Origin of the sequence: Mycobacteroides chelonae (assembly GCF_016767715.1) — a bacterium.
GTDB lineage: Bacteria > Actinomycetota > Actinomycetes > Mycobacteriales > Mycobacteriaceae > Mycobacterium > Mycobacterium gwanakae.
The window spans coordinates 3,166,459-3,188,574 of sequence record NZ_CP050145.1; the positions used below are offsets into that span (position 1 = coordinate 3,166,459).

Here is a 22,116-nt window from a genome sequence, read left to right on the forward strand (position 1 = left end):
CGGCTGTGTTGTATCCCTCGGTTCTATCCCTCGTAGACCAGCGGAGAGATCGCGACCTCCGTGCCGTCGGCCAGGGTCGCGATGTCGAAGTCACCAAAGATCGACGGCGCCAGGTCGGTGAGCTGGCGCAGACAAGCAATCGCGAGCCGGCGAATCTCCACGTCGGCATGCTCGCTGGCGCGCATCGCGATGAAGTGGCGCCACGCCCGGTAGTTGCCGGTGACGACAATGCGGGTCTCGGTGGCGTTGGGCAGCACAGACCGGGCAGCCTGTCGCGCCTGCTTACGCCGCAACACGGCATTGGGAACGTCGGCGAGCTTGGATTCCAGCTTGTCCAGCAGTTCGACGTAGGCAGCACGGCTCGCGTCGGTGGCCTTGCGAACCAGCTCGACCAGCTCCGGGTCGTCCGCGACGGCGGGCGGCAGCACCACATTGGAGTCCGCTTCGGGCACGAACCGCTGGGAAAGCTGCGAGTACGAGAAGTGCCGGTGCCGGATCAGCTCGTGCGTGCAGGACCGGGAGATACCGGTGATGTAGAAGGTGACCGTCGCGTGCTCCAGCAGCGACAGATGCCCCACCTCGATGACGTGACGCAGGTAGCTCTCATTGGTGGCTGTGCGTGGATTGGGCTTGGACCAGCTCTGGTAGCAGGCCCGGCCGGCGAATTCGACGAGTGCCGGGCCACCATCGGCATCGGTGCTCCAGTCGATGTCTTCCGGCGCGATGAAGTCGGTCTTAGCTATCAGCTGCACGCGCAGCGGCACGATCTCAGCCACGCGCAACACCCTATCGGCGGTCGCGGCCGGTCAGTCACCAGAGCACTCCCGCCATCATCTCGGCATGCATTCCGCAACTCCCACCGCTACCTTTGACATGTGCGCATCCTTGAATGGCAAACCGGAGATCGGGCTGAGCTGCGGGCGTTCATCCGCCCATACCTCGTAGCCGGGTTCTGGTCGCGGGACGAGGTCGAAGAATCCGTCGCCGAATGGGTAGACGATTCCGGCCAGATCGATCCCGAGGAGGCCGCCGCACTGGTCCACGAGATGTGGACCGAACGGCTGGCCGAGCAGACGACATGGGCCGACACCGGCGACTATGGCCGACTTCACTACACCTTCACTCAGCTGGAATCCGAGGGCATCCTCGCGCGCATGTGCTTCGCCTGCTGCACAACCTGCGCCACCTCCGAGATCGACTTCGAGCGCACCGTCAATCCCGACCCACCCGACTGGTACCGCTACGACCAGTGGGCGTACACCTACTTCCACGAACAAGATGCGCTGCGCCTTGCCTCGGATAATCCGACTCTTTACTTGGGGTTCAGCGCGTTTCGTGCTCACCCCGAGTTACCGGCAGCGCTACTGGAGGCGTACCACCGGAACGACCCGGACGCGCAGGCCGAGGTACACGCACGCACCGATACGTTCGTCGGCCGGCGAATTGTGCAGTTGGCGCAGCATTTCGGCCTGAACACATCGTGGTCGGGCTCGGGAAAGACCAGGATCGAGGTGCACGCCGATCAGTGGCGCAAACCGTTGCCGACCGGTTCCCAGCCAGCGCGATAGATGACACCCTTACGATCGGCCCCGTGAGCTCCTGGACGCTTGGACCCGAGAACGGCACCCTGATCCTGCGCACCGGCGTAGCCGGACCCGCCGCACGGATGGGACATCGATTGACGCTCACCATGAGGACGTGGACCGTCACGGTCGACGGACCCGATGACCAGCCGTCGTCGGCCAGTGTCGTCGTCGAGGTGGACTCACTGCAGGTCGAAAGTGGCGAAGGTGGACTCACACCACTTTCGGCACCGGAGAAGATCATCGTGCGATCCAATGCGCTGAAGACTCTGAACGCCAAACGTTTTCCCCTCATCGAGTTCCACGCGGAGACGATCACCAAAAAGACCGCGAACTACCGCATGCATGGTCCGCTGACGATCCATGGCGTGACGCAGAGTGTCGAGCTGGACCTCGCGGTGACCGAGGACGGCGACGACCAGCTGCTGCACCTCACCACGGAGATATCGCAGCGGGCGTACCAGGTGAAGCCGTTCTCGATGGCGATGGGATCTCTGAAGGTCGCCGACCTCGTCACCGTGTCGTTCGAAGCGCGCCGCCCAGCGCTCTGACCAAGTCGCCGCGCCTGCCGACAGCGACCGAATCCAGACCCAGCCACGACGCCATGCCGGTCAGCTGTTCGGCAAGCGGCCCCGCGATGCGCGCCGGGTCCTGTCCCTGCTCGGCGAACGCACCGATGACATTGAGTGTCCCGGCCGCACGGTCGGCCTTCAGATCGACCCTGCCGACCAGACGCCCGTCGAGCAGAAACGGCCAGACGTAGTAGCCGTACTGCCGCTTGGGTGCCGGCGTGTAGATCTCGATGCGATAGTGAAAGTCGAAGAGCCGCTCGACCCTGGGACGGAAGAAGATCAGCGGATCGAACGGGCACAACAACGCCGTCCCCCGGTCGGCACGTGGAATCGTCTGCCCGGCAGCCAGATACGCTGGTGCGCTCCAGCCCTCGACGGTTACCCTCTCGACTTCCCCCGCATCCGCGAGCGCGGCCAGTGCCGGTTTCATCTGCCCCGCCGAGAGCCGGAAGTAGTCACGGATATCGGCCTCGGTCCCCATGCCCAGCGCACGCACCGCGCGGCGTGCCAGTTCCAGTACGGCCTCCTCATCGGAGATTTCGCGTTGGTAGATGTCGGCAGGAATCACCTTGTGCGCCAGCTGATAATGCCGCGAGAACCCGACGCGCTTGTCGGTGGTCAGCTCGCCCGAAGAGAAGAGGGCTTCCGCGATCCACTTGGTCTCACTGCGATCCCACCATGGGCCCTTGCGACCCGGCGCTTCCTTTTCCAGGTATGCCTCGATCTGCCCGGCGGTGCACGGCCCGAGTTCGGCGACGGCAGCCAGCACCTCATCAACAAGGCCCGGGTTCTCCTCGACGAACTTTCGCGCCCATCGCCCGTGCCGGTACTCGCGCATGCGCCAGCGCATCAGCGGCCAGTCCTGGATGGACATCAGCGCCGCCTCGTGCGCCCAATACTCAATGAGCAGCCGAGGTGTACGCGTGCTGTGACTCCAGGCGGCGTCATCAAGAAGTGAGCGGTCGTAGGGCCCGAGCCTGCTGAACACCGGGGCATAGTGGGCACGCACCGCCACGGATACCGAATCCAGTTGTAGTACCTGAATTCTGGAGATGAGTTTACGCAAGTGAGCACGGGTGACCGCAGTCGCGGGCAGGTCGGTGAAGCCCTGCGCCGCAATCGCGATGCGACGCGCCTGCACGATGCTCAACCCCGCCCGGCTCACCGTGCTCCCACGAGGCGGGCCAACCAATCGGCGTCGGACGGGTCGACCATCTCCCCCGAACTGTCAATGACGCCGGGGACGCCGCCCAGGCCGTGGTCCGTCAGTTGCTGCTCATTGCCCGCCGTCCGCTGCCGATCGGCATCGGTGACCTGAAGAGACGAAATCTCGTGCAAGACATCGCCCGTCACTCCGGCACCGGCGGCAATCTCGCTGATTTGCAGATTGGTGAGGTTCCCCACGCCTTCGACCGGTTGCCTCCGGAACATCTCCCCGATGAAGCCCAGGATCACGGCATCGGCCGCACCCGCCTTGTCGATCAGGAACAGCGCGGCCGACGCCCGCGATGAGTAGTCACCGCTGAGCGAGATCGGGTCCAGAAAGCTCACCGGCCTATAGGTCACCTGCAAGCGCCCCTCGGTGACGTACTTCGTGATCTCCTCGCCGTACTCGGCTTCGAATCGCTGACAGAACGGGCATTGGAAGTCGACGAACACCGTGATCCCGGCTGCGACGTCGCCCGCGCCGCCCACCGTCACACCGGCACCTTGGCTACTGCCCCAGCCTGCGGCGGCAGCGGGGGCCGACGCGGTTCCGTCAACGACGCGGGTACAGCCGGTAAGTGCCAGCACCGCGGCGGCCATCACGATGACCACTCGGAGGAGCGCAGGCCTCACACGTCGACCTTCCGGTAACTCAGGAAATGGTATCGCAACCCGGATTCACTTGTCTGCCAATCATTTCCCTCTGCCAACCAGCTCTCATCGAGCTCCGGAGCAAGGGCATCACCCGGCACATCGGCGTCCACCACCGTAACCTCGCATCGCTGCGCCAAGGGCAGGAACAGCCGGTAGATCTCGCCGCCGCCGATGACCCACGGCGCCTCATCGGAGGCGGCCAGCGCGGCGTCGGCACACCCGACGGCCAACGCTCCGTCCGGTTCGAACAACGCATCCCGGGTCAACACGATGTTGGGCCGCCCCGGCAACGGCCGGACACTGGAGGGCAGCGACTCCCAGGTCTTGCGGCCCATGATCACCGTGTGCCCCATAGTGATTCGCTTGAAGCGTGCTTGATCCTCCGGCAGCCGCCACGGGATGGCGCCATCCGCACCGATGACGCCGTCGCGGGATTGTGCCCAGATCAGCCCAATGGTCCCCGTCATACCGCGACAGGCGCCTTGATGGCCGGATGGTGCTGATAGTTCTCGACCGTGACATCTTCGTATTCGTAGTCGAATATCGAATCACGCTGCGCCAGAACAAGCCGGGGATACGGATACGGATCGCGACTGAGCTGCTCGGTGACCTGCTCGATGTGATTGTCGTAGATATGGCAGTCGCCACCGGTCCACACGAAATCGCCCACGCCCAGCCCTGCTTGCGCCGCCATCATATGGGTGAGCAGTGCATAGCTGGCGATGTTGAACGGAACGCCGAGAAACAGGTCGGCGCTGCGCTGATACAGCTGACAGCTCAGCTTGCCGTCGGCAACATAGAACTGAAAGAACGCGTGACACGGCGGCAACGCCATCTGCGGGATCTCGCCCACGTTCCAGGCCGAGACGATGTTGCGGCGCGAATCGGGGTCGGTGCGCAGCAGGTCGAGCGCGGCACTGATCTGGTCGATGTGCTCACCCGAGGGGGTGGGCCACGATCGCCACTGCACCCCGTACACCGGGCCCAGCTCCCCCGTCCCCGATGCCCACTCATCCCAGATGGTGACCCCGCGCTCTTGGAGCCAGCGGACGTTGGATTCGCCGCGCAGGAACCACAGCAGCTCGTAGATCACCGACTTCAGATGGACTCGCTTGGTGGTGATCAAGGGGAAGCCCTCGTCCAGGCGGTAGCGCAGCTGGTGGCCGAAGACGCTGCGGGTGCCGGTGCCGGTGCGATCCGACTTCGGCGTGCCGTGGTCGAGCACGAGACGCAACAGATCCTCGTAAGGAGTGGGAACGGGCACGCAGCTAGCTTACGGTGCGGCCATGACGATCCCCGGCCTCCGACGCACGGAGAGCGCCGCCTGCGCAGCGCCCTTTACCGGTTCGCGAGCCCGTTGACCCGCGCGACGATATCTGTGCGCAGCGCGGCCGCCTGGTCGTCGGTGAGCGACGCCTCGGGAAATTTGCACACGATGGTGAACTCATCGCCGATCGAGTAGACCTCATAACGGGACGCCTGCGGCGCGAGCACTCCGCCCGCGATGGTGGCCGGTGGCGTGGTCAGCTGGGCGTCGAAGTCTTCCAGGATCACGTCCTGCGGCAAGGGCGGGATGGGCAGCACACCGGGGTTGGTAATCCGGATGAACGGTCCAAAACCGCCCGTCAAAACGCCGTCAGCGATGTGGTGCACGCTTTGCACAAGAAAACCCGTGTCAATGTCCTCATGAATTTGACGCGCCACCTCAGCGCCGATCTGCACGGGATCGTCATTCCCGCGAACCAAGACTTGGCTTCGCGCGATCATGATTCCGTTGGCGATCTCACCGAGCTCGGCGGGCGGCGTCAGATGGCGGCGATAGTCGACGAGCGATTCGAAGCCCAGGTTCACCGGCTCGTCGGTGTCCACGAAGATCAACGCGCGCTCCGCGAGCGCGATCACACCGGTAATCAGTGTGTTCACGGTTGTCTGACGTTGCCGCGCCGCGGTCCGCAATGCGGCGGAGGTCTCCGGACCGAAGCGCTGCTTCCATCCCAGCACGGGGGCTGAGGCGGCGGAAGATACTTGCTGTCGGCCACCCCAGGACGTAGCACCGAACCAATGTTTGTCCGGGAGAGCGGTGCGCATGAGCCCCCGGCTCTCCATCGCGGACTCCGGCGCCACCGGAATCGGTTGGCGCGGTGGATGTGGAATCTCACCTGTCGTGACGATCTGGGTATAGAGCTCCCACAGTTCGTAGAAGTAGACATAGCTCAGGCGCGCATCGGCGATCGAATGATCGACTCCTACCGCGACGGCGTGACCCGCTTCTCTGGGATGCACCAGGATCGCGAAGGTTCCGTCGTCGAGCGACAACACCGGAAGTGTCGCGACATCATCCAGCGGCTCAGTCCGCAGGGCCACCACGTCCTTCACGGGCTCGGTGGTTACCCGAAAACGGCGGCCGACCGGGTCGACTCGGGCCGCGAGAAACGGATGCTTGTGCTGCAAAGCCGTCGCCGCTGCACGCAGTGCGGATCTATCCAGATCGCCCCGCAACCAGGCCACATACCAAATGGTTGTGTACTTGCGCAGATGGTTCAATTCCGATTCTGCCACCGAGAGCATCCGGTGAATATCGACAGTGTCGGTCGCGCGTAGCGTGGCGTTCAAGGCTGTTTCCGATTTCATGTGGGCTGAATAGATAAGCCACAATCTATGTCCATTGCGTAGATGCCCGGCGCTACCAGAGATTCCATTCGATTAACATCGCGTAATCTCTAAAATCCGATATAACAGACTATCTCGAATATGACAGATTCGAATTTGCCACGGAATTGCCAGAGCTCGTTATGACGAACCCCGGGACCGGTGCCTCAACCTGCCGCTCAGTCCGTGCAGCGAACGCAATAGCGAGCGCAGCGCGTAGAAACCGGCCACCAGCGTCAGCGCCAGCATGACCAGGAACATGACCAGCCAGTTGCTCCGGGTGTGCTCGACGTTCCACCAGATCACCGTGAACAGAACAGCACCGACAAACACCAAAACGTCGCGCCAACCACCGCCGTAAGAGAGCGCGGCCTCGCGCAGCGACCGGCCGCGATCGGTACTGGCGATCAGATCGTCGATCCGCTGATCGATCGTGCGTTGGAACGCGGCGCGACGCTCCGTCTGCTCTTGCGGGATGCGGTCGAGCAGATCCAAGTCTTTAGCGATCAACGACCGGAAATCCGGCGGCTTCAGATTGCCTGCGACGGCACCCAGCAGGGCACCCCCGGCGATAGGCGCGGCTCCCAGGGCAAGTTCGGCAAGTCCGGGCATGCCAGTCTCCTCAATGCATCAAGATCGCGGCGAGCGTGCCGCCAAGGTTATAGGCCTGCTCGCGCACGGATGCGTCGATCGGCCCGACCACCTCAAGCGCATCGGCCGCTTTCTCCAGTGCGAGCCCGGTCGCGATCTTGTCCACCGCCGACACCGCACCGACGGTGTCGTTGTTGCCGTGCACCCATAGTCCGTAGGGACGTGTGGCGACATGATCCAGGCTCGGGTAGTAGACGGTGTCGAAGAAATGTTTGAGGGCGCCGGACATGTATCCGAAATTCGCGGTGGTGCCAAACAGGTAGCCGTCAGCATCCAGCATGTCGGTAATCGTGGCGGCAAGAGCGGGCCTGATCACGACCTCAACTCCAGAGATGTCAGGGTCCTTCACGCCCGCCAACACCGCTTCCAGCAGTTCTCGCGTGGCCGGCGACGGCGTGTGATGAACGAGCAGCAGACGACTCATCCGGCCGCGTCCTGCTGCATCTGCACGGCGGTACGCATCGTCTCGCGGGCGCGGCCCCGATCCCCCGCATAGTCATATGCGCGCGCCAGCCGATACCACCCCACCCAGTCGTCGGGTTCGGCCTCAACCTCTGCTTTGACCGTCGCGAAGAGGGCGTCAGCGTCCTCGCGATTGACGCGCCCTGACGGAGTCCTACGCAGTGCACTCACGTCGAGATCGCGCCCCAACTCCGAGGCCAGACCTGCGAGCCGTTGATGCGCGAAGCCCGCGCGAAGGGTGGCGACCATCGCCCATAGGCCGATGAACGGAAGGATGAGCACGGCAAGACCCAGGCCGATCGCCGCCGGTTTCCCGGTGCCGATCAATGTGACGCCCATCCGGCCCAGGATCAGGAAGTACCCGACCATCGCCGCGCACATGAACGCGATGAGGATCTTGACCCGGCCTGCGGCGGACACTACAGCTCCAGCAGGGGCTCGATGCCGATCGTGAGGCCAGGCCGGGCGGCGACATTGCGCACGGCCAGCAGCACACCCGGCGCGAACGACGACCGGTCGATGCTGTCGTGGCGGATGGTCAATGTCTCGCCGGTGGTTCCGAACAACACTTCCTGATGGGCGACGAGTCCGGCGACACGCACCGCATGCACCCGCACCCCGTCGACATCGGCGCCACGCGCCCCCTCGATCCCCGTGCTGGTGGCATCGGGGCTCGGCGGCAATCCCTTGCGGGCCTCGGCAATCAAACGTGCCGTTCGCATCGCTGTCCCGGAGGGGGCGTCTGCCTTGTTGGGGTGGTGCAGCTCGATGACCTCGACCGACTCGAAGAATCGGGCGGCCTGCTGAGCGAACTTCATCGACAGAACGGCGCCGATCGCGAAGTTCGGAGCGATCAGCACCGCCGCGCCCGGGCTATCGGCCAGCCAGGCCCGCACCTGATCCAGGCGTTCGTCGGTGAAACCCGTGGTACCGACAACGGCATGAATACCGTTGCTTATCAAGAACTTCAGATTGTCCATGACGACATCGGGATGGGTGAAGTCGATGACCACGCGGGCCGCGGTAAGCGCCTCCAGCGGGTCGTCTTTGTCGACGGCGGCCACCAGGTCAAGATCCCCGGCGGCCTCAACGGCCTGACACATGGCCTGGCCAACCTTGCCCTGCGCTCCGAGCACTCCGGTCGCGATATTAGTCACGCCGGTCACCCTAATCCCCGGTGCCGAGAGGGCACAGATGACGCCCGACTACGAGCGGCACAGTCACCCGTCCGGGCAATGGCGATGTTGCCGCACCAAGGAAAGTTCACCGGGGCGACACCGGGCGTCTACCCGAGCTACGCTATGTCTATCGGTCGATCGATTTGCCAGGCGATGATGTCAACTCCTGGTTGAGCCTTTTTTTGACGGGGCGGCCGGGTGTAATTTTGCCCGGTCGAGCAACCAACTGTGACGGTAGTCACGACTCTGGCAACCATTTGCCGGGGTCACGCGACGCTCTCAGGTTCCTCTCAGAAACATATCCCTAGCTGCGATCCCTCCAGTTTGACGCCCGCACTGGTACTCTTAAGCCCATGTCGGGCCGCAAGCGATACATGCGCGCAGGGGGCGTCGCGATCGCCCTCCTTGCGGCCCTGTGCTTCCTTGGCCCTGGCACACACGGGCAGATGTTCGGGTGGCGCGCAGCCATCATCGGAACTTCGCCAGCATCGAACCTGCTGCCCGAGGAAGTCCACGAGCACGTCAAGAGCCCTATCAGCGCGACCGCTACACGGATCCGCCAGCAACCCGGCTCGATACCCGTTCCGGCTGCTTTCGTGATGACAGCACTGTTGGGCGCCACCCTCTTGGCGCTCTTGGTGTCACGCGGCTTCGTGTTCTCACGAGCGCCCGATAATTTGGGACGACAACGCCTTATCACCATGGGAATAGATCGACGCTGAGCAGTCGCCGTGACGGCAAAAAAGCCGCCATACGCGTCTCACCCACCCATCTATCCACTCTGTCGCGCACGCGTATCTAGTCGCAGCTGCAGCGACCCCTCTTCCCGATAGGGCTTACTGTCATGACGACTTCCGTCACCGAGCAGGCTTCGAAGCCGTCGTTACTGCAGAATCTGCGGCACGACCTCCCTGCCTCCCTCGTCGTTTTTCTCGTCGCGCTGCCGCTTTCTTTGGGCATCGCGATCGCTTCTGGTGCCCCGCTGATGGCGGGTCTGATCGCTGCGGTGGTCGGTGGCATTGTCGCCGGTGCCATCGGCGGATCACCATTGCAGGTCAGCGGCCCGGCGGCCGGCCTGACCGTGGTGGTGGCCGAGATCATCAACAAGTTCGGCTGGCAGATGACCTGCCTGATCACCATTGGTGCGGGCTTGCTGCAGATCCTGTTCGGCCTGAGCCGGATCGCTCGTGCCGCGCTGGCCATCGCGCCGGTGGTGGTGCACGCCATGCTCGCCGGTATCGGTGTAACCATCGCTTTGCAACAGGTCCATGTCCTCATGGGCGGCACTTCGCAGAGCTCTGCCTGGCAGAACCTCAAGGCGCTGCCCCAGGGGGTCCTGAATCACCATCTGCCCGATGTGATCATCGGCGTCATGGTCATTGCGATCCTGCTGCTGTGGCCCAAGCTGCCGCCCAAGATTCGGATGATCCCCGGCGCCCTGGTGGCCATCGTGGCCGCGACCGCCTTCGCGGTCCTGACTAACTCCCCGGCCGAGCGGATCTCCTTGTCGGGCGACTTCTTTGACGCGATCAGCTTCCCGACGCTGATCGGTCCGGCCGACGGAGACTGGGCCGGAGTGCTTTTAGGCGTGCTGACCATCGCCTTGATTGCCAGTGTCGAGTCGCTGTTGTCCGCGGTCGCCGTCGACAAACTGCACACCGGTCCGCGCACCAACTTCGATCGCGAAATGATCGGTCAGGGCAGCGCCAACGTGGCCTCGGGTTTTCTGGGCGGTTTGCCTATCACCGGCGTGATCGTGCGCAGCTCGACCAACGTGGCCGCGGGCGCCAAGACTCGTGCCTCATCGATCCTGCACGGGGTGTGGGTGTTGCTATTCGCCTCGCTGTTCAGCAGTGTGGTGCAGCTCATTCCCAAGGCCGCCCTGGCCGGTCTGCTGATCATCATCGGTGTCCAGTTGGTCAAGTTGGCCCACATGAAACTGGCTTGGCGCACAGGCGATCTGGCCGTCTACGCGGTGACCATCGTCTCGGTCGTCTTCCTCAACCTGCTCGAAGGCGTGGGCATCGGACTGGTCGTGGCCATCGGCATCTTGGTGGGCCGGGTCATGCGGGCACACATGGACGCCCGCCCGTTCGGCACCGAAGGGTCGCGGCAGTGGCATGTCGAGCTCGACGGCACCCTGAGCTTCCTGTCGCTGCCCCGACTGACCAAGACGCTCAGCACGGTTCCCCCCGGCGCGCATGTCACGCTCGCGATCAACGCCGACTACGTCGATCACGCCATCTCCGAGGCCATCTCGGACTGGAAGCGTGCCCATGAGGCTGCCGGCGGCACCGTCATGATCGTGGAGTCTTCGCACGCCAAGTTGCACCACGCCCACACCACCCGACCGCAGCGGCATTTCGTTTCCCGCGCTGTCGGTCTGGTGCCGTGGCGGTCGTGGCGACGCAGCGACAACGACGGTGTGGGCGCATCGATCATCGATGGCATCAACGAGTACAACAGCCGCGGCTCGGGTGCGCTGCGACCGCACGTATCGGAACTGGCCGACTACCAGGATCCCGATGCACTCTTCCTGACCTGCGGTGATTCGCGCATCCTGCCCAATGTGATCACGGCTAGTGGACCCGGTGACCTGTTCACGATCCGCAATGTCGGAAATGTGGTGCCCACCGATCCCGCCGATGGCTCGGTAGACGCATCGCTGGACTTCGCTATCAACCAACTCAATGTGAGTTCGGTTGTGGTGTGCGGACATTCCTCATGTGGCGCGATGAAGGCACTGCTGTCAGAGTCGACCGATACCCCGACCACTCCAGTGGGACGCTGGCTCGACTATGCCCGCGACAGCCTCATCGCCTTCCAGGAACACCACCCCGCACGCGCCAGCGCGGAGGCACACGGGTTCAACGAAGTCGACCAGCTCGGTGTCGTGAATGTGGCGATCCAGGTCGAACGCCTCATCCACCACCCGATCCTGGCCGGGGCTGTGGTGTCCGGGCGGGTTCGCGTGGTCGGCACGTTCTTCAACATCGCCGAAGCGCACGTCTACGAGGTGGACGAGAACGGGATCGTGGGCCAGGACGGCAACACGAGCGACATCGTGGAGGACCCGGCGCCGGCAACCAGCTGAGCGGCGACGCCTACAAAGGGGCTCCCCCACGTAGGTGCTCGAAGATCAATGACGTCTGCGTGCCCGCGACATCGGGCTGTGCGTTGAGTTTCTCAACCACGAAGGACCTGAGGTCCTCGGTGTCGCGGGCCGCCACGTGCAGGATGTAGTCGTCGGCGCCCGCCAGGAAATACACGTCGATGACCTGTGGCAGCTGACGTATGTCCCGGATGAAGGTACGGATCTTTCCGCGCGCGTTGGCCTGCAGACTGACCGAAATCATCGCCTGCAGAGGCCGTCCGACGGCGGCCGGGTCGACATCGGTGAAGAATCCACGGATCACCCCGGTTTCCTGCAGGCGCCGGACCCGCCCGTGACACGTCGACGCCGCGATCCCCACGGCCTCGGCAAGCGCACTGTTGGGTATACGTGCATCGTCATGCAGTTCCCTCAGAATGCGGCGGTCGACGTCATCAAGATCCACCCGCCGAACATCATTCGGCGCGGTTGGCATGTCGTACCGAGATTCCGGTGATTTCGCGGTCATTGATGGAATATACCGAATCTTCCACATAATTATTGCGCCTTTCCCGACGCTTCTTCACACTTGAACACGAGACTTAGTTCCGAAACAGGAGAAGCATCATGCGTGTAGGTATCCCTACCGAGATCAAGAACAACGAGTACCGCGTAGCCACCACCCCTGCCGGTGTGGCCGAGCTGACCCGCCGTGGCCACGAGGTGATCATCCAGGCCGGCGCGGGTGAGGGCTCTTCGATATCCGATGTGGACTTCAAAGCCGCGGGCGCGCAGGTTATCAACGGTGCCGAACAGGTCTGGGCCGAAGCCGATCTGCTCCTCAAGGTCAAGGAACCGATCGAGCCCGAGTACGCCCTGATGCGTCGCGGCCAGACTCTCTTCACCTACCTGCACCTGGCCGCATCCCTGCCCTGCACGGAGGCGCTGCTGAAGTCCGAAACCACGTCGATCGCCTACGAGACCGTGCAGACCGCCGACGGCGCACTCCCCCTGTTGGCCCCGATGAGTGAGGTGGCGGGGCGGCTCTCCGCACAGGTCGGGGCCTACCATCTGATGACCCCGGTAGGCGGCCGCGGCGTGGTGATGGGAGGCGTTCCGGGCGTCGGCCCCGCCGATGTGGTCGTCATCGGTGGAGGTGTCGCTGGGTACAACGCCGCGCGGATTGCCGCCGGAATGGGCGCACATGTCACGGTTTTCGATGTCAACCTCAACAAGCTGCGCGAGCTGGATGCCGAATTCGGTGGCACGATCCGGACCCGCTACTCGTCCACCATGGACCTCGAGGGGGCCGTCAAGCGGGCCGACCTCGTGATCGGCGCGGTGCTCATCCCCGGCGCCAAGGCGCCCAAGCTCGTGTCGAATTCACTTGTAGCCCAGATGAAGCCCGGCTCGGTACTCGTCGACATCGCCATCGACCAGGGCGGTTGCTTCGCCGACTCGCGGCCCACCACCCACGACGAGCCGACCTACTCCGTGCATGACAGCGTGTTCTACTGCGTGGCGAACATGCCCGGCGCCGTACCCCGCACATCCACCTTCGCCTTGACCAACGCCACCATGCCGTACGTCTTGGCGTTGGCGGACAAGGGCTGGCAGCAGGCCTGCCGACAGGATGCCGCACTGGCCAAGGGGCTCTCGACACACGAGGGTGCCCTGCTCAACGCCCACGTCGCCGAGGATCTCGAGCTGCCCTTCACCGATCCCGCAGAGGTCCTCGCCTAGCGCAGCTCGCCCTGTTAGTAGCTGACAAACGAGATAACGTCGCCGTCCAGGTCACGGACATGAAAATCCGTTCCACCCCAGGGTTGTTTGGCCGGGGCCTGGACGACCAGCGCACCACGGCTGCTGAATTCGTCGAAGAGTGGCCAGACGTCTGGCACTTCGATCCCACCCAGGATCAAGGAGTGTTCCGAGGCCGCAAGCTCGGCGAAGTTCGGTCGGCGAACAAAACGTAGGTGCAGGCACACCTGGTCTCGCGACACACCGCCATAGAACGGCGGCGTCCCGTGCAGGAAGTCGACGGCGAATCCGAGTGCCGTTCCGAAGTACTCCGCACTCGCAGAGACGTCGCGGACGAACAAGACCGGAACAAAGGACTTCAGATTCATCTGGTCCTTCAGAGCCCCTCCTCTGCCGGTCGGGTCCGTCCTACACCGCGGTCTCCGCGGTGAGGTCGTTGGTCCACGTCGGTGTCTTGATCTTCTTGCGGTACGGCACTTTGTCGTTGAACTTGTTCACCGCACGACCCACCTTATGCAGAGGATGATCGAAGTCGGTGAAGTAGGTGCTGTTGACGATGGGGTAACGCAGCACCCGGAAGACAGGCAACCGGCTGGCATTGCTGCTCTTACGACCGCCTGATTCGGCATAGCGATCGAACGCACGCTGAATCAGAATCGTGTCGATACCCATGTTTCGCATCGCGTCACCCACACGGGTCAGAAAGCCCGCGAAGCGGATGACGTGAGGATTGGCCAAGCCAACTGCGCGCACGATCGTCACCGGCTTGAGCAGCGGCGCCACATCCTCCACCAGCATCCGGGAGAACTTGCGGGTGCCCAGCATGTCCATCACCGCGAAACCAATTGCCAAATGCCGTGATTCGTCGGAGTTGATCTTGGCGAACACCTCATGGAACAGCGGATCCTCGACCTCGCCGGACAAGAATTTCAGGACGGCGCCGTCGAGCCCGACCTCGAAGAACGGGATGACAGTGGCCATGTAGACGAATGGCAGTCGGCGGTCACCGAGGTTGTCGAACCCGCGCAGCGCCTGCAACAGGGCCTTGATATCGCCGGACTGCGGCGGAACTTCGCCCTCCTCGAGCATGCCCCACCGGCGCATCAGCGCGATCTCGGCATTGGCGTGCCGCTGCTCCTCGGCATGAAAGTAGCTGTAGATCTCCCGCAACGTGTCGCTGGGCGCGGTAATACCCAGCGTGCCCATCATCCGGCCACCGATGTGCTCGATCCACACCAGATCCGACATGAACTGCTTGAGGTCGTCGAACTGCTCCGGGTTGATGGTCTCGGCCCCAGGCTTGTCCCAGTCGAAATCCGCCAGGGTCCACTGCCTGGCCTTGATCTTGACCAGGACATTCTCAAAGAACTCGTCGTTCTTCGAGATGTCCTTGGTGTTCTCTCTGGTCAGCTCGTCCGGGAGCACTGCGGTCATTGGGCTACCCCTAACTTCGTCGAATGGGCGGAAATGAGTTCCTGCTGGGTAAGAATCTTGTAGTCGGCGGCATCCAGATCGGCCAGCGCACGCCGGAATTCGCTTGTCGTACCAGGGAAAAGCTCACTACCGACAGTTTCAGTGGGCTTGTACCAGCGGAACGCACCATCGCGCCAGGTGGTTCGATCGAATCGCCGTATCGCGCGCGCCTGCTCACGCTCCAGGGGCTCTCGGCGCACCTCGATGGAGACGAAAGCCAACGAATCAACCAGAGCCAGTGACGCTGTCACATAATCGATTTGCGCCTCGATATGCGACAGGCCCGCCAACGCGTTGGAACCGGAACCCGGACCGGTGAGCAGAAACAGATTGGGGAACCCGGGCACGTTCACGCCGCGGAAGGCCTTCGGCTGGGAACCCCATTGCTCGTCCAGCGTGGAGCCGTCCACCCCCTTGATGGAGAACGGCGCTTCGATCAGCACCTCGGGGGTATCGAGCGCGAAGACCAGACAGTCGGCCTTGTGAGTCATGGCATCGGCCGATCGCACTCCAATGGCGCTCACTCCGGTGACGGGCCACGGAACCAGCTTGCAATTGTCTTGCTGCAGAGCCGAATAGAACTCATCGGAGAACAGAATCCGGCGGCTGCCCGCACGATAGGCCGGAAGCAGGTTGCGACGTAACCAAGGATCCTTCACATTGCGGTTGAGGTGATTCTCGGCCACCGCCTCGACGAACCGGGTGCCAACTCCCCGCCACACCAAACCCCGGCGCAGCGCCTCATGCGAACGGCCGGCCACCCGTCCCGCAATGGATCCCGATGCACGCGAAAGCAGCCGCCCGGCCGTGCTCGACGATTCTCCGCCCCAGCGTGGCAGCACCCAGTCCGGAGTGCGCTGAAACACCCGCACCCGTGCCGCCTTCTTGACCAGTTCGGGCACCACATGCACGGTGCTGGCGCCCGCCGCGATCACCGCCACATTACGGCCGGTGAAATCGAAGTCCGGGTCCCAGTCCGCCGTGCTGAGCACGGGGCCGTCGAACTGCTCGATACCGTCGAGTTGCGGTGGTACCGGCGATGTTCCAGCGCCAACCGCCACGATGACGCGTCGCGCGAAGATCGATTTCTTACCCGCCACCGTGATCCGCCAGGTGGCCTTCGCGGGTTCGTACGCAAGCGCCGTCACCCGATGCCGCAGTCGCAGTACCGGCTCGAGGTTATGCCGCGCGATGAGGTCACGGTGATAGGACAGGACATTGTCACGCGTGGCCCACACCGAACGGGCGGATGTGTTGGGCGAAAACGCATACGACTGCTGCACCGCCAACTCATCACCGGCGACGGAAGCGAACGTGTTGCGCCGCCAGTAGCCGCCGACCTCGGGCGCTTGCTCGAGAACCAGCAGACTTTCCACCCGGGCCTGGCGCAATCGAGCGGCCATCCCCAGTCCGGCCATGCCGGCTCCGATGACCACTACGTCAACAGGGTTATCGACTGCCATGTGCGCGGTTACCACCCTCATCTTCGTTGACGAATTGCTAACTTACGTCAACGCTAGCAGGTCGGGGGTGCGATACGACAAGAGCTGAGTTAGTCACACAAATCATGAACGTGTGATTTGCATCACACATTTATGTGAGTGCTCCGACTACGAGGACTTGACCTGCTCTTCGAGTACGCCCTGGTAGCGACGCATGCCGGCAATCCACCGGTCGTAATCGGCGCCCTTCTGCCGGTACATGTCGAGCACCTGCGGGTGCGGTAGCACCAGGAAGGTCTCGGCACGTACCGCATCCAGCGTGATCCTCGCGACGGCCTCGGGTTGCAGTACCTCCCCGGCGGCCGTGATCGAGCTACCGGCCACCTTGGTCGCGGGATCATCGGATTGCGTGAGACCGTCAAGCAAAGGGGTCTTCACCCCCATCGGGCATAGACAGCTCACCCCGATCCCCTTGTCGCCATATGTGATCGACAGCCATTCAGCAAAACCGACGGCCGCGTGCTTGGTCACCGAATAGGCCGGCGAACCGAGCTGGGTGAGCAGCCCGGCAGCAGAAGCGACCGACACAAAATAGCCGCGCCCGCGCTCCACCCATTTCGGCGTCAGCAAGGTTGCCGCCCGGATATGTGCGCGCAGATTCACATCGAAGGCGAGGTCCCAAGCGGCCTCGCCGATATCCAGTCCCAGCCCACAGCCAATGCCTGCGTTGGCCGCGTAGAGATCGACGGGGCCAAATTCCTTCTCCGCCAAGGCGATAAGGGCCTCGATATCGGTGCTCGAGCTGGCATCTGCACGCTGTCCGATGATGCGGCCCGCCCGCGCTGCGGCAGTGGCCGCCACAGCATCGGCATCGATGTCCGCCGCCACGACCCTGGCTCCGTCATCCGCCAGACCCCAGGCGAGGGCCTGTCCAATTCCCGAACCGGCTCCGGTGACGATGGCGACGCTGCCGTTGATGTCCATGCCCGAACCCTATTGGATGGCGAAAACCCCGACCGCAGCAGCCGCGACGACGAACAGGCCCGCGAGAAGCCATGCCGTTCGGCGCGGATACCGGGTGAATCGCTCCCAGGTGACCGCGGCGGTCAATCCCACCATCCACGCCAGGTGCGCCGAGGGCGCGACGGCCATCGTCAGCATCATCGCCCAGCAGGAACGGATGCACGCCCACCCGCTGATTGCTCCGAATCGCATGAGGCCCTTGGCCGCCGGCCAGCCGTCCGGGGGCAGTGGTAGCGAGCGGTGGCATTCGCCGAGCGCCCGACACTTCATCGGAGTGAGCTGCCACATCGCCGTCAGCAGGAGCACCCCCGCGAGCAACCACCACCGGTTGACGTTGCCGGCGGCAAGGAGCGCCAGGGTGATGATCAGCCCGACCACCGTCCACATTGCGAGCCAGACCGCCGCATAGAGAATCAGCGCACGCCAACGGCCCCGTGGCACGTTCTGCTCGACGTACCGGACCGCGGGAAGTGTGGCCGGTCCCATCATCGCGATGGTCATGACAATCCAGGAGACGATGGCAATCCACAACGCGGGCTGATGCACCACCGGCGTGGCCATCGGCGCCATGTTCGCGTGATCCATGCCGTGCATATGCTCGGCCATGGGCGCTTGCTTGTGGGCGGTGGCGTGCTGCGGGAGGAACGCGAAACCCAACCACGACAACAGAATTATCGCGGTCGCGATCCCGGTGTATCTGCCAGCCGCCAGTTCTCTGACGCGCTGGATCGCGTTGGCGGCCATCAGTAAGAGAATATCTTGCCGACGCGCACCTAGCTCGCGGATTCGATCATCGTTCGCAGTGCGCGCGGCAGCGTCCGCTTGGATCGGTACGGACCGACTACGGCCGCACCGGCTCGGCCGCTGAGCAACTGCCGGGCGATGCCATTGACTTCGTCGACCGTCACCGCTTCGATCTTGTCCAGGGTCGCCGAAATCGTGCGGTGCTTACCGTTGTTCAGTTCGCTGCGGCCCATTCTGTTCATACGAGACGCCGAATCCTCAAGCCCTAGAACAAGTCCGCCAGAAAGCGCACCCTTGGCCCGTTCGATCTCCGCCGCGGTGAATCCGCCCTCGACGACCGAACCCAGTACTTGCGAGGTCACCTTGGCCACCTCGTCGAAGCGCTCCGGTGAGCAGCCCGCGTACACCGACAACGCTCCGGTATCGGAGAAGGTGTCCACCGTCGAATAGACCGCGTACACCAGTCCACGCTGCTCGCGAATCTCTTGGAACAGGCGGGAACTGAGCCCGCCACCCAATGCGGTGTTGAGCACCGACAGCGCCCAGCGATATTGCCAGCCGCGGCCCGGGGTGCGCACACCCAGCGAGAGATGCACCTGTTCACCGTCGCGCGACACCAATTCCAGTCCCGGCGTGGCCGTAACTCGGCCGGTCCCCTTGCGCGGCGCCACCGTGGTGACCGATGAGTCCAGATGCGACTTGAAGTACTTGCGCGCCAACCGCACTACGCGATCGTGCTCGACGTTCCCGGCCACTGCCAGCACCATGCGTTCGGGCCGATACCTCCGTACGTGAAACGAATGTAACTGTGCCCGCGTCATCGTCGATATCGACTCCGAGCTGCCGAGCACGCTGCGACCTATCGGATGGTCACCGAACAGGGCCCCCAGGAAGGCTTCCCCCAGCAGGTCCTCAGGGTCGTCGTCGCGCATCGCGATTTCTTCGAGGACGACGTCGCGCTCGACCTCGACGTCCTCACTGGCGCATCGCCCGCGCAACACCACGTCGGCGACCAGATCGATCGCCAGCTCCAGATCGGAGTCCAGCACATGCGCGTAGTAACACGTCTGTTCGCGTGCGGTGAAGGCGTTCAGCTCACCGCCGACGGCGTCAATCGACTGTGCGATATCGGCCGCCGACCGTGTGGGCGTGGACTTGAACAGCAGGTGTTCGAGGAAGTGCGCCGCACCGGCGACGCTGCGCCCCTCATCGCGGGACCCGACGTCGACCCACACCCCGACGGACGCCGAGCGCACCGAGGGCATCGCCTCGGTGACCACTCGGAGACCACCAGGAAGGACCGTGCGGCGTACCGCGTTGGGAACGCTACTCCGCGACGGCATCTGCCGGCTTGGCCTCGGCCGCACCGTTACTGCTGGCAGAAGCGTCAGCGGCGTCATCGTCACCGACCGGAACCAGCGAGATCTTGCCGCGGTTGTCGATATCGGCGATCTCGACCTGAATCTTGTCGCCGACCTTGACCACGTCCTCAACCTTGGCGATCCGCTTGCCCTTACCGAGCTTGCTGATGTGCACCAGTCCGTCGCGGCCCGGAAGCAGCGATACGAAGGCACCGAAATCGGTTGTCTTGACCACGGTTCCGAGGAAACGCTCACCAATCTTGGGCAGCTGCGGGTTGGCGATCGCGTTGATCATGTCGATCGCGGCCTGCGCCGCCTCGCCGTTGGAGGCGCCCACGAACACGGTGCCATCATCCTCAATGGAGATGCTCGCACCAGTCTGCTCGGTGATCGAGTTGATCATCTTGCCCTTGGGCCCGATCACCTCACCGATCTTGTCGACCGGCACCTTGATCGTCGTGATGCGCGGCGCGAAGGGGCTCATCTCGTCGGGGGCGTCGATGGCCTCGGCCATCACCTCGAGAATGGTGGCGCGGGCATCCTTAGCCTGCGACAGCGCGGCGGCCAGCACCTGCGACGGGATGCCGTCGAGCTTGGTGTCCAGCTGCAGAGCCGTGACGAAGTCCTTGGTGCCGGCGACCTTGAAGTCCATGTCGCCGAAGGCATCTTCGGCACCCAGGATGTCGGTGAGCGCGACGAAACGGCGCTCGGTGGTGCCATCGGCGAGCTCGATGTCATCGGACACCAGGCCCATGGCGATACCGGCAACGGGGGCCTTCAGCGGCACACCGGCATTCAGCAGCGACAGGGTCGAGGCGCAGACCGAACCCATCGAGGTGGATCCGTTGGAGCTCAGCGCCTCCGAGACCTGGCGGATGGCGTACGGGAACTCCTCGACGCTCGGCAGCACCGGCATGAGCGCACGCTCAGCGAGCGCGCCGTGCCCGATCTCGCGACGCTTCGGCGAGCCGACACGTCCGGTCTCACCGGTGGAGAACGGCGGGAAGTTGTAGTGATGCATGTAGCGCTTCGAGGTTTCCGGCCCCAGCGAGTCGATCTGCTGAGCCATCTTGACCATGTCCAGGGTGGTGACGCCCATGATCTGGGTCTCGCCACGCTCGAACAGCGCGCTGCCGTGCGCCCGCGGGATCACGGCGACCTCGGCCGACAAGGCGCGAATATCGGTGACACCGCGGCCGTCGATGCGGAACTGGTCCTTCAAGATGCGCTGGCGTACGAGCTTCTTGGTGAGCGAGCGGAATGCCGCGCCGATCTCCTTCTCGCGGCCGTCGAAGCCCTCCTGCAGACGGCCGAGAACCTCGACCTTGACCTCGTCGGTCTTCTCGTCGCGCTCGGCCTTGCCCGCGATGGACAGGGCCTGCGACAGCGGCTCGGTGGCCACCGCCGCGACGGCGGCGAAAGCGTCGTCCTGGTAGTCGGGGAACAAGGGGTACTCACCGACGGGCTTGGCGGCCTTCTCGGCCAGCTCCTGCTGCGCGGTGCACAGCGCGGCGATGAACGGCTTGGCGGCCTCAAGGCCCTCGGCGACCACGCTCTCGGTGGGCGCGCCGGCGCCACCGTCGATGAGCGCGATGACGTTATCGGTGGCCTCGGCCTCGACCATCATGATGGCGACATCGTCGGCCGTCTTGCGACCGGCGACCACCATGTCGAAAACGGCGGTCTCCAGCTGCTCGACAGTCGGGAACGCGACCCACTGGCCCTCGATCAGGGCCACGCGGACACCGCCGACGGGGCCGGTGAACGGCAGTCCGGCGATCTGGGTGGACGCGGATGCGGCGTTGATCGCCAGTACGTCGTACAGGTCGGCGGGGTTCAGGCTCAGCACCGTCACCACGACCTGAATTTCGTTGCGCAGCCCGCTGACGAAGGTCGGGCGCAGCGGCCGGTCGATGAGACGACAGGTCAGGATGGCGTCGGTGGACGGACGTCCCTCGCGGCGGAAGAACGAGCCGGGGATGCGACCCGCGGCGTACATCCGCTCCTCGACGTCAATGGTCAGCGGGAAGAAGTCGAAATGGTCCTTGGGGCTCTTGCTGGCGGTCGTGGCCGACAGCAGCATGGTCTCGTCATCCAGGTACGCGACGACGGAGCCGGCGGCCTGCTGGGCCAGCCGCCCGGTCTCGAAGCGAATGGTGCGGGTGCCGAAGGTGCCGTTGTCGATGGTCGCGGTGGACTCGAAGACGCCTTCTTCAATTTCTGTAGCAGACATGGGTTCTGGAATACCTCTCATACGTTCTCAGTT

The 22,116-nt window shown here is 63.9% G+C and carries 23 protein-coding genes; 5 read left to right on the forward strand and 18 right to left on the reverse strand.

The annotated features are described in order from the left end of the window. Window positions 1–23 precede the first annotated feature (23 nt). Complete coding sequence (thyX, locus tag HBA99_RS15565; protein ID WP_030093879.1) at window positions 24–776, reverse strand: FAD-dependent thymidylate synthase; 753 nt, start codon at window positions 774–776, stop codon at window positions 24–26. Between the two features lie 99 nt (window positions 777–875). On the opposite strand from thyX, the gene HBA99_RS15570 reads away from it, so the two are divergent. Together HBA99_RS15570 and HBA99_RS15575 are read left to right on the forward strand one after the other, a co-directional pair. After that, on the forward strand, window positions 876–1,568 hold the full coding sequence (locus HBA99_RS15570; protein ID WP_057966687.1) for a DUF6891 domain-containing protein: 693 nt from the start codon (window positions 876–878) through the stop codon (window positions 1,566–1,568). A 23-nt stretch (window positions 1,569–1,591) separates the two neighbouring features. After that, window positions 1,592–2,134 (forward strand): YceI family protein, encoded by a 543-nt coding sequence (locus HBA99_RS15575; RefSeq protein ID WP_070923736.1) that lies wholly within the window; start codon window positions 1,592–1,594, stop codon window positions 2,132–2,134. Here the strand turns inward: HBA99_RS15575 and HBA99_RS15580 are convergent. The 9 genes from HBA99_RS15580 to dapB form a co-directional block, all read right to left on the reverse strand. Next, window positions 2,097–3,305 (reverse strand): winged helix-turn-helix domain-containing protein, encoded by a 1,209-nt coding sequence (locus tag HBA99_RS15580; protein WP_070931417.1) that lies wholly within the window; start codon window positions 3,303–3,305, stop codon window positions 2,097–2,099. The two genes, HBA99_RS15575 and HBA99_RS15580, sit on opposite strands and share 38 nt — an antisense overlap. 11 nt (window positions 3,306–3,316) lie before the next feature. Then, a complete protein-coding gene (locus HBA99_RS15585) occupies window positions 3,317–3,961 on the reverse strand; it encodes a DsbA family protein (RefSeq protein ID WP_070923738.1) in 645 nt (214 codons plus the stop codon). Between the two features lie 29 nt (window positions 3,962–3,990). Next, a complete protein-coding gene (locus tag HBA99_RS15590) occupies window positions 3,991–4,482 on the reverse strand; it encodes a dihydrofolate reductase (protein WP_070923674.1) in 492 nt (163 codons plus the stop codon). Next, window positions 4,479–5,279, reverse strand: coding sequence for a thymidylate synthase (locus HBA99_RS15595; RefSeq protein WP_070931266.1), 801 nt, complete (start codon window positions 5,277–5,279; stop codon window positions 4,479–4,481). Before HBA99_RS15595 ends, HBA99_RS15590 begins: the two co-directional genes overlap by 4 nt. 74 nt (window positions 5,280–5,353) lie before the next feature. Next, window positions 5,354–6,628, reverse strand: coding sequence for a phthiocerol/phthiodiolone dimycocerosyl transferase family protein (locus tag HBA99_RS15600; RefSeq protein ID WP_070923735.1), 1,275 nt, complete (start codon window positions 6,626–6,628; stop codon window positions 5,354–5,356). Window positions 6,629–6,805: 177 nt separating this feature from the next. Further along, a complete protein-coding gene (locus HBA99_RS15605) occupies window positions 6,806–7,276 on the reverse strand; it encodes a hypothetical protein (RefSeq protein WP_070923673.1) in 471 nt (156 codons plus the stop codon). 10 nt (window positions 7,277–7,286) lie between these two features. Beyond that, window positions 7,287–7,739, reverse strand: coding sequence for a flavodoxin family protein (locus tag HBA99_RS15610; protein ID WP_070931267.1), 453 nt, complete (start codon window positions 7,737–7,739; stop codon window positions 7,287–7,289). Then, complete coding sequence (locus HBA99_RS15615; protein ID WP_070923671.1) at window positions 7,736–8,197, reverse strand: hypothetical protein; 462 nt, start codon at window positions 8,195–8,197, stop codon at window positions 7,736–7,738. The genes HBA99_RS15610 and HBA99_RS15615 overlap by 4 nt, the downstream gene beginning before the upstream one ends. Next, on the reverse strand, window positions 8,197–8,925 hold the full coding sequence (gene dapB / locus HBA99_RS15620; RefSeq protein WP_165614011.1) for a 4-hydroxy-tetrahydrodipicolinate reductase: 729 nt from the start codon (window positions 8,923–8,925) through the stop codon (window positions 8,197–8,199). The genes HBA99_RS15615 and dapB overlap by 1 nt, the downstream gene beginning before the upstream one ends. 476 nt (window positions 8,926–9,401) lie before the next feature. On the opposite strand from dapB, the gene HBA99_RS15625 reads away from it, so the two are divergent. Then, a complete protein-coding gene (locus HBA99_RS15625) occupies window positions 9,402–9,677 on the forward strand; it encodes a hypothetical protein (RefSeq protein WP_057966696.1) in 276 nt (91 codons plus the stop codon). Window positions 9,678–9,799: 122 nt separating this feature from the next. Further along, window positions 9,800–12,049 (forward strand): SulP family inorganic anion transporter, encoded by a 2,250-nt coding sequence (locus tag HBA99_RS15630; RefSeq protein WP_057966680.1) that lies wholly within the window; start codon window positions 9,800–9,802, stop codon window positions 12,047–12,049. 10 nt (window positions 12,050–12,059) lie between these two features. Here the strand turns inward: HBA99_RS15630 and aldR are convergent, their stop codons facing one another. Further along, entirely contained in the window at window positions 12,060–12,575 is a 516-nt protein-coding gene (gene aldR, locus HBA99_RS15635; RefSeq protein WP_046254118.1) for an HTH-type transcriptional regulator AldR, read from the reverse strand. A 98-nt stretch (window positions 12,576–12,673) separates the two neighbouring features. Between aldR and ald the strand changes: the two genes are divergently transcribed. Continuing rightward, window positions 12,674–13,789, forward strand: a complete 1,116-nt coding sequence (ald, locus tag HBA99_RS15640; protein WP_030093913.1) for an alanine dehydrogenase — start codon at window positions 12,674–12,676, stop codon at window positions 13,787–13,789. Between the two features lie 14 nt (window positions 13,790–13,803). On the opposite strand, the gene HBA99_RS15645 is transcribed toward ald, so the two are convergent. The 7 genes from HBA99_RS15645 to HBA99_RS15675 form a co-directional block, all read right to left on the reverse strand. Further along, window positions 13,804–14,175, reverse strand: a complete 372-nt coding sequence (locus tag HBA99_RS15645) for a VOC family protein (protein ID WP_070931269.1) — start codon at window positions 14,173–14,175, stop codon at window positions 13,804–13,806. A gap of 40 nt (window positions 14,176–14,215) precedes the next feature. Continuing rightward, window positions 14,216–15,241, reverse strand: coding sequence for a hypothetical protein (locus HBA99_RS15650; protein WP_030093915.1), 1,026 nt, complete (start codon window positions 15,239–15,241; stop codon window positions 14,216–14,218). After that, entirely contained in the window at window positions 15,238–16,758 is a 1,521-nt protein-coding gene (locus HBA99_RS15655; RefSeq protein WP_057966695.1) for a flavin-containing monooxygenase, read from the reverse strand. The genes HBA99_RS15650 and HBA99_RS15655 overlap by 4 nt, the downstream gene beginning before the upstream one ends. Window positions 16,759–16,890: 132 nt before the next feature. Continuing rightward, on the reverse strand, window positions 16,891–17,706 hold the full coding sequence (locus tag HBA99_RS15660; protein WP_057966677.1) for an SDR family oxidoreductase: 816 nt from the start codon (window positions 17,704–17,706) through the stop codon (window positions 16,891–16,893). Between the two features lie 9 nt (window positions 17,707–17,715). Continuing rightward, the gene (locus tag HBA99_RS15665; RefSeq protein WP_081346086.1) at window positions 17,716–18,489 is read right to left on the reverse strand and encodes a copper chaperone; all 774 of its coding nucleotides are present in this window, start codon (window positions 18,487–18,489) and stop codon (window positions 17,716–17,718) included. 29 nt (window positions 18,490–18,518) lie between these two features. Further along, window positions 18,519–19,832, reverse strand: a complete 1,314-nt coding sequence (locus HBA99_RS15670) for a M16 family metallopeptidase (protein ID WP_165615263.1) — start codon at window positions 19,830–19,832, stop codon at window positions 18,519–18,521. Continuing rightward, a complete protein-coding gene (locus HBA99_RS15675; RefSeq protein WP_070952686.1) occupies window positions 19,816–22,083 on the reverse strand; it encodes a polyribonucleotide nucleotidyltransferase in 2,268 nt (755 codons plus the stop codon). The genes HBA99_RS15670 and HBA99_RS15675 overlap by 17 nt, the downstream gene beginning before the upstream one ends. Window positions 22,084–22,116: the final 33 nt, after the last annotated feature.